Raw genomic sequence first — 7,346 nt, 5'->3', positions numbered from 1 at the left:
ACGAAGTACGGGCCGAAAAGGTTGATTTTCTTAATCGCTATGCAATAGAAAATTTTCTATTGCATAGTTTGGGATAAATAGCCGCTGTTTGCTGTTCATGGTGTAAATGTTTACATTCGTTTTTAATCATTTAAAAAAACAGTACCCCATGAAACGCACCTATTTAACAGTATGCATTTCCGGTCTTTTCCTTTCCGGTATGCTTTTCCTGGCAGCCTGCGGTGGCGGAAGTGAGAACCAAGGTGATGCTCAGAATTCCGAGGAACCCACTGAAACCCATATGGACGGCGAAGCCGGACATCACCATGATGGAGAAGGCCATGATCATGACAACGCAAACTATGATGATGCGGCCGGCGTATACATCTGCCCTCACAAATGTGAAGGCAATAAGACCTATGCAGAAGCGGGAACCTGCCCTGCATGTGGTATGCAACTTGAACTGGCATCAGGTGAAGCAACTCCCGCCGAAGGCGATGCTACACCAGCTGGCGGTGCAGAGGCCGCTCCGTCAGATGCAGGCGCGGAAGGTTAATCTTCCTGAAAACTAATAAAAAGCCGTACCCCTGAAGGGTGCGGCTTTTTTATTGACAAAAGTCAGTATGCCTTTTGACTGTTCTCAGTTCTGATGTTTTCAATATACGTTAACTTGGTTCCATAATACATCATATGCACAGATCACTACCTTTTGTTTTCCTGATGTTCGTGTGGCTATCCGGCCGCTCACAGGTATACCAGGACGCCAATGATCAACCACATACCCACAGCACGGAGATCGGCTTTATGGGCATATGCGATAATCACATCACCAATGCGGCAAGTGATCATTTGAAGGCAAGCATGGACAGGGTCACAGGTGAGTTGACACTTCAGGTAGACCTTCGTTCTGTACATTATACTTCCGGAGACACTTCTTCCGGACCATTCACTTCCCTTCCCCTGCCACAATTTATTTTCCGTGGCCAGCCTGTACGCAAGACGGATGCGCCAATTTCCTTTCAATCCGGAAGCTACCTGATGAGCGGCAACCTTGAGATCAACGGCATATCAGCACCCACCACCATATATGTAAACCTGAGCTCCGGACCATCCGACACCCTGTATTTATCCGTGGATTTCGACTTTGCACTGAATACTTTTCACCTGGAAAAACTCATTAAGGATTGCTATAATTACTACCATGTAGAAATCCCGGAGGCTATCCTTAGGCCGGATTTATAATCCGTGTTAATCTTTTTGTATCCAAATTCAACTATCCAACGTATACTAAGGCGGTCATTGATTACATGGGATTAGCGCATCGCTATTTTTCCAAACTTTCTATTTCGAATTGAATTGCAATGTAAAACAGGTCTATTCCTGATTTGGATGTGAGCCTTGATTATTGTACATTAATAACAGTATAGCGGTTTGGGTTATGAAAAAACTTGCCATCCATACGTTTTTTCTATTCGCGCTCTCAGGCGCCTATGCTTCACTTCCTGACAGCACAGAGATCCAGAAAGCGAAAGCCCTGGCCTTGAAAGTGGATGCCAGCATTAACCGTTATGATATTAAGAAAGCCGTTCTTTTCAAGAAAGAGATCGAACCGGAACTCAAGTCCTTTCACAATCTCACTACTTCGCTGGTCGATGCGGTTTACGATGAGAATGAGTTATTGAAACTTACCGTGCAAAGCGAAGGGGACATGGAAGTGCTGATCTCTGAGTACTATTTCCTCAACGGGACATTGTATCTGGTTACCAAAGAACTGAACGTTTACGACAAACCCCTCATGGAGAACGGCACCTTACTCCGGAGAAAACGATTCCTTTACTACCTGAAGGAGGGTCAACTGCAGGCCTGCCTCTATAACGACAACATTCTCATCAACTATAGTGAAACGGAAGTGAATGTGAAAGGACAGGAATTGGTGCAGGAGTCTGAAGAATACACACACTCCGTTTCTCCGTGAATCTCTTATCCGTCCCTCGCAGCCTGGTAATTTGACACCCATTGGGGATCGCACAGATCATGTAACAACCGGTAAGCACCTTCACCTTTGATGATATCAAACCAGTTCTTGATCCCGTATTTTCTCAGAATCTGTATCTGCTTGTCAGAAGGGCGTTGCTTTCCGTTCCCAAATTCCTTTCCCCAACCGGGTTGAATATCATCCCCGTTCTCCATAAAATAAGGATACTCCTGGTATCGCAGCTTCCACAATTCCGTGATGATCGGACATTGGAAATCCTTTTTGTTTAATACCGAATCCGTGTATACCAGCTTACAGTATTTAACCTGGTACACCTCCATCCAGTCTACCTGATCAGGGTTTGCCTGGGATGCTTCCAATCCCATGGCCTGCATAATAAAACTCTCTTGAGTGATCTGCTGCGTGCTTTTTAACTCTTCCCCGAAATACTTCAGCTGAAAGAATGTAACCAGTCCACCATTGGTTGAAGGCTTCAGCGAGAAACCAATATAATATTGGTATGGGTCGGCGGTTCGATGGGGTATGGTCAATCCGGTGGAAAAAAACACCATTACGGTAACCAGGAGAATAATGATCCGTTTCGTTGTCATTATTACGATGATACAAATTTTTTGCCATACTCGTTCAGCCGCTTGCCCCTGACCTCAGTGAAAGTCTTACATTAGAGGGGTGAATCTCAAACGGAAAAACTTTTCATTGGCATGGGTTGCGGTGCTGGTCATGGTCATCGTACAATTGCCGGCTTGGTTTATGCCATGGCTTGCCACAACGGGAGATGACGGGATTCTCATGCATCCTGCCATTCGGGGGCTTCACTGGTCTTATTTCAACAACCATACATTCATGGGTGTATACCAACCGTTGAGTGCCGGATTCATGATGCTGTTGTACCGGCTGGGTAACGGATCCGTACTTATATTCCGGTGTGTGCTGCACGTTTTGCTGATTTTATGTGCCATGATCTTGTACCGGTGGTTGGAACGGGATATCGGAAAACTGAAAGCCGCTTGTGCCACGTTGTTATTCTCAGCCATATCCTGGTGGATGGCTCCGGCAACTGCAATCGGGCAGGCCTTGTTTATGATCTTCTCTCTGTCTTATTTGCAAAGGACCGGTCGGGATAGGGTCACGGTCATGACCGGTGCCGGTTTCTGGATGCTGGCCCTGCTCACCCATCCACTGGCCGTTGCGCTGCCGGTTACCGGTTGGTTGATGAACAAAGTCAAAGGCAAACCATTTCCTCTTTCCGCGGTCATCTGGCCCATACTTGTCTTTTCATTCACACTGCTCCCATGGGTAAAGGCCGATATGTACATATTGAACACACCGATTGCTCCGCTTCCATCCTTTGCCGGCATTCTAACAGGAGTAGCACGACATGTGGCCATCATTATCTTTCCGAATAAGATAACATGGGCCTTCCATCCATTCACGATGGCACAGCTCACATACACATGGCCTTACTTAATGGCTTTATCCGGCTGCATCATTTTTGCCGGACTAGCCTTGCGGTCCCGCTCAACTCATAAGCCAATGGCCCTGACCATTGCCGGAAGTCTGCTGTTGTTGTTATTGGCGGATGCGTGCTTCACAGCCCAATTGTCATGGGATCATGCCTTTCCTTCCCATTTGATCACCGCATTTTTCTGTGCCGGTGCCATTAGTGCATTACCGATGTTTCGCAAACCCATCGATCTTGTGGCACCCGTATCCGGCTTTTCTCTTCTACTCGTCTGGGGAACATTCCTTCAAATGAATGAATACCAGAACGAAACAAGCTACTGGTCATCTGTTGCAAAAGGTGAAAACACCGAAACGGCCGTCCTATACCATCTTGGAGTACAAGCCAACCGGGAAAAGAATTTCTCCGAAGCGCACAAGGTATTATCGGAAGCCGCCGGAAATGCCGATGCCTGGCCCGGAATAAAGCTTGAATATGTACGTACACTGATTAACCAGCAGTATTATAAACAGGCTGGTGAGATACTGGATACGCTGATCGCCGCCGATCCGGGGAACGGTGAATATGATGCGTGGAAGGGCATCATGCTGGTCCGTTATGAGCTTCCAAACGAAGCGATGGAGGCATTGAGTAAAGCAATTGAGCTGGGTTATGAAAGTGCGGAGATGTATAACGCACTTGCCATTTGTGCAGCAAACACCATCAACCTGAACACTGCTGTCGAATATTTTAACAGGGCCATTGTACTGGACCCTTACCTTGCCTCCGTCTATATCAACCGTGCAAACACTTACCTGCAAACGGGCAATGCCGAACAGGCTCTTTCAGATCTTAACATGGCATTAACCCTGGAACCAAAAAATCTTAAAGCATTATATACCCGCGCCAATCTGTTCTTTAACTACCCCAACATGTCACAGTCCGCCCTGATCGATTTCAATGCGATCCTTGACATTGATCCGAAAAACAGTGCAGCCTTGATCGGCCGGGGAAAGGCTGCCCTGATCTCCGGCGACCTGCAAGGTGCATGTAACGATTTCTACTATGCGTCGGTGGTATATCATGAAAAAGAAGCTGACGAACTTTTCAGAGAGTACTGCAAATAGCCCCCCTTTCATCAGACCATCTACCCCAGGGTGATATAACCTTCCAGGTAAGTCACAGCCTTTCCGGAAATATGCACCCGGTCACCGTGCAATTCACAAAACAATTCACCACCCCGCCTGGATAATTGAAAGGCATGCAGCGAAGATTTGCCCAGGCGTTCAGCCCAATAAGGCACCAGAATGCAATGGGCGGACCCGGTCACCGGATCTTCCGGTACACCGACTGCCGGCGCAAAGAACCTTGAAACCATATCCGAATTCCGGCCCGGTGCAGTAACGATCACTCCACGCGCATCGATCTTTTTCAACTTCTCATGATCAGGTTGGAAGTCACGAACGGCATTTTCATCCTCCAGCACCACCATCATGTCTTCAGCCTTCCATATCTCCTGCACCTTTACGCCCAGAATTTTCTGAACCTCATCAACAGAAGCAAGTCTTTCCGAGGGACGCGCCGGGAAATTCAGTTGATACATATCTCCCGCCCTGCTTACGGAAAGGGGACCGCTTCTGGAGTGAAATTTAATGGAGGCCCTTTCATATCCCAGGTGTTCGTACAACACGTGGGATGCCGCCAGTGTCGCATGACCACATAGGTTCACCTCCCGTTCCGGTGTAAACCATCTGATATGAAATTCTTCCCCCTCCGGGACAAAGAAAACCGTTTCAGAAAGGTTGTTCTCCGCAGCTATGGCTTGCATGATATCGTCACTCAACCATTGCTGCAGCGGACAAACCGCCGCCGGATTTCCGCGAAACAACTCCGATGCAAAAGCATCTACCTGATATATTGCTAACTTATCCATAATGTCTTTTTGATATTTCGAATGTACACATCACTGCGTTATCTTTCCAAACGCGAAACCATGACAGTTGAAATATTAGGCAGATTCAATTAGCTTTATCGGCGGATCATCCATGGGCAATGACACCATCGGTTGACTTGATTTACACAGAACCCACTCCAACATGGCGATTGTCCGCATCACAAACCCAGGCAAATCCATCAGGCTTATCGCCATATACATTATCTTTCTGTGGATGTTGTATCTCGCGCCCGGCTATCACAACTGGTTTCGGGGTATCACGATCCAATATCAAAACATGTTTGATAAGGAAGTCGGGCGGCAGGATGTGGGGTATCGTGAACTCTATCGTACCGGACAGATTTATTTAATGGCCCGTTACTTTCAAACCATTCCTTCAAAGAATCCGGATGTAAAATTGCTGTTACCACCTGCTTCGTATTTTAATCACTTCGGTATATCACCGCTCTGGGCGGAACCCAAGGTCTGGTTTTACTATGTGGGTAAGATGCCAACATATGCATGGGATCACCCGGACCGTTCCCTGGCGACACATACGATCCTGTTTGATGACAAGAATGAACCTCATGTGGTGAAGATCATAGCAGAGCATATGGATGTCTTATTGGAAGACTTTCAACATCCTCAACCAATCCCTTCCGGCTCATGACCCTGGTTCTCCTGATCATCACCTTTGTCCTACAATTCCTGTTGGGTACCGGAATACTGCGATTGGCCGGTCTACCCAAAAGCAGAATCCAAGGTATCTCCCTGGCAGTCCTGACCGGTTTTGGTGCATCAACATTCGTGTTGTTCATCATGGCATGCACCAATGTGCCGATTACCCCGGTTTACTGGATGGCCTTTCTTATCCTGGCCACTGCTGGCGTAAATATTGCATTTAGAAAAAAGGGACTGCTTCCGGAATCCTGGATCAACCGACCATTGGTTATAACGGGGTATGAACTGGTGGTGATCCTTTCTTTCGGTCTGATATTGGTCATGGCATTATGGAGAAGCTATTACTACCCTGTGACCACCAGGGACGCCATTGTTGGTATGGACCTGGTGGCAAAATGGGCTGTGAAAGACCATACCCTGGTCTCCGGTGTGTTCACTTCTCCGCATCTCAACGGGCAATTGTCGAACCAACCATTCTATGCGCCCTTCACCACCCTGATGCAAATCATTTACCTGATGACCGGGCTTGCTTTCGGAAAATTATGGGTAGGGTTGATGACCGTTGCTTTCTTTGCGTATCTGTATGCCAGGTTAAGGCTAAGCTGCCACCCGGTATTGGCTGGTGCGCTGATTATCTTCCTCATGTGTATGCCCGGCATGCACCCTTACTTTTACCTGATGCTGACCGACTGGCCTAACGCCATATTCTTTTGCATAGGTGCCATCCTATGGTATGATGCTCAAAAAACTCAAAATGGAAGCGGCTATATATTGGCCGGAATCATGCTCGCAATGGCCTGTTGGGCAAGGGCCGAAACACTTTTTTTTGTTACGGCAGGCATCCTGACATTTCCCTGGATAACAAAAACTGAACACCGGTTAAAAGGAATCGGATGGATATGGCTTCCATCGGTCATTTCCTTTTTGCTTTGGAATGTCTTGTTTGTTTACGGATATCTTCCCGTGCAACCGGAAATGCCTCTGGGATCAACCGGAAATATTGTCGATGCAGGAATTAGCCTGATAAGTCAGGTGGTTTTCAACCCCATACACTTTGCATATGCACCCCATGTATTTCTATTGCTGATTGCACTGGAATGGATCATGCACCCCAGGACCGCAGCATGGAACGGGCTGCTCTGGATACCGATACTGCTGATCGGCTACATGATCATTGTGGCAATGATCCCGGCGGCTACCATTGAAAACACGGTAAAGCGGGGTTTATTCAAACTATTTCCGCTGGTCGCATTTTACCTGGCGGAAAGCCAGCTGTTTGCCGGGCTTTCCAAACGCCTGAAGCAATGGGGTTAAAA

At 47.3% G+C, this 7,346-nt stretch carries 8 protein-coding genes; 6 read left to right on the top strand and 2 right to left on the bottom strand.

The genetic code is table 11. From position 1 onward, the window contains the following. The first annotated feature begins 148 nt into the window (after positions 1–148). The 3 genes from KDD36_07800 to KDD36_07790 all read left to right on the top strand — a co-directional run bounded on the left by KDD36_07800 (position 149) and on the right by KDD36_07790 (position 1,954). Positions 149–535 carry a hypothetical protein gene (locus KDD36_07800; protein MCB0396540.1) on the top strand — a complete coding sequence of 129 codons (387 nt, stop codon included), beginning with the start codon at positions 149–151 and terminating at the stop codon, positions 533–535. Between the two features lie 134 nt (positions 536–669). Next, complete coding sequence (locus KDD36_07795) at positions 670–1,221, top strand: hypothetical protein (GenBank protein MCB0396539.1); 552 nt, start codon at positions 670–672, stop codon at positions 1,219–1,221. A 196-nt stretch (positions 1,222–1,417) separates the two neighbouring features. After that, positions 1,418–1,954 carry a hypothetical protein gene (locus KDD36_07790; GenBank protein MCB0396538.1) on the top strand — a complete coding sequence of 179 codons (537 nt, stop codon included), beginning with the start codon at positions 1,418–1,420 and terminating at the stop codon, positions 1,952–1,954. A gap of 5 nt (positions 1,955–1,959) precedes the next feature. Here the strand turns inward: KDD36_07790 and KDD36_07785 are convergent, their stop codons facing one another. After that, the gene (locus KDD36_07785) at positions 1,960–2,565 is read right to left on the bottom strand and encodes a hypothetical protein (GenBank protein ID MCB0396537.1); all 606 of its coding nucleotides are present in this window, start codon (positions 2,563–2,565) and stop codon (positions 1,960–1,962) included. 79 nt (positions 2,566–2,644) lie between these two features. Here KDD36_07785 and KDD36_07780 point away from each other — a divergent pair, with 79 nt between their 5' ends. Further along, positions 2,645–4,543, top strand: a complete 1,899-nt coding sequence (locus KDD36_07780; protein ID MCB0396536.1) for a tetratricopeptide repeat protein — start codon at positions 2,645–2,647, stop codon at positions 4,541–4,543. A gap of 20 nt (positions 4,544–4,563) precedes the next feature. Here the strand turns inward: KDD36_07780 and KDD36_07775 are convergent, their stop codons facing one another. Then, entirely contained in the window at positions 4,564–5,349 is a 786-nt protein-coding gene (locus KDD36_07775; protein ID MCB0396535.1) for a PhzF family phenazine biosynthesis protein, read from the bottom strand. Positions 5,350–5,512: 163 nt separating this feature from the next. Here KDD36_07775 and KDD36_07770 point away from each other — a divergent pair, with 163 nt between their 5' ends. Continuing rightward, positions 5,513–6,019, top strand: a complete 507-nt coding sequence (locus KDD36_07770) for a hypothetical protein (GenBank protein ID MCB0396534.1) — start codon at positions 5,513–5,515, stop codon at positions 6,017–6,019. Beyond that, positions 6,016–7,344 carry a hypothetical protein gene (locus KDD36_07765; GenBank protein ID MCB0396533.1) on the top strand — a complete coding sequence of 443 codons (1,329 nt, stop codon included), beginning with the start codon at positions 6,016–6,018 and terminating at the stop codon, positions 7,342–7,344. The genes KDD36_07770 and KDD36_07765 overlap by 4 nt, the downstream gene beginning before the upstream one ends. Positions 7,345–7,346: the final 2 nt, after the last annotated feature.

The sequence above is a fragment of the Flavobacteriales bacterium genome (assembly GCA_020435415.1).
Classification (GTDB): Bacteria; Bacteroidota; Bacteroidia; order JACJYZ01; family JACJYZ01; genus JACJYZ01.
The sequence above is the reverse complement of the archived record's forward strand: the minus strand, read 5'-3'. Positions and strand labels throughout refer to the sequence as shown.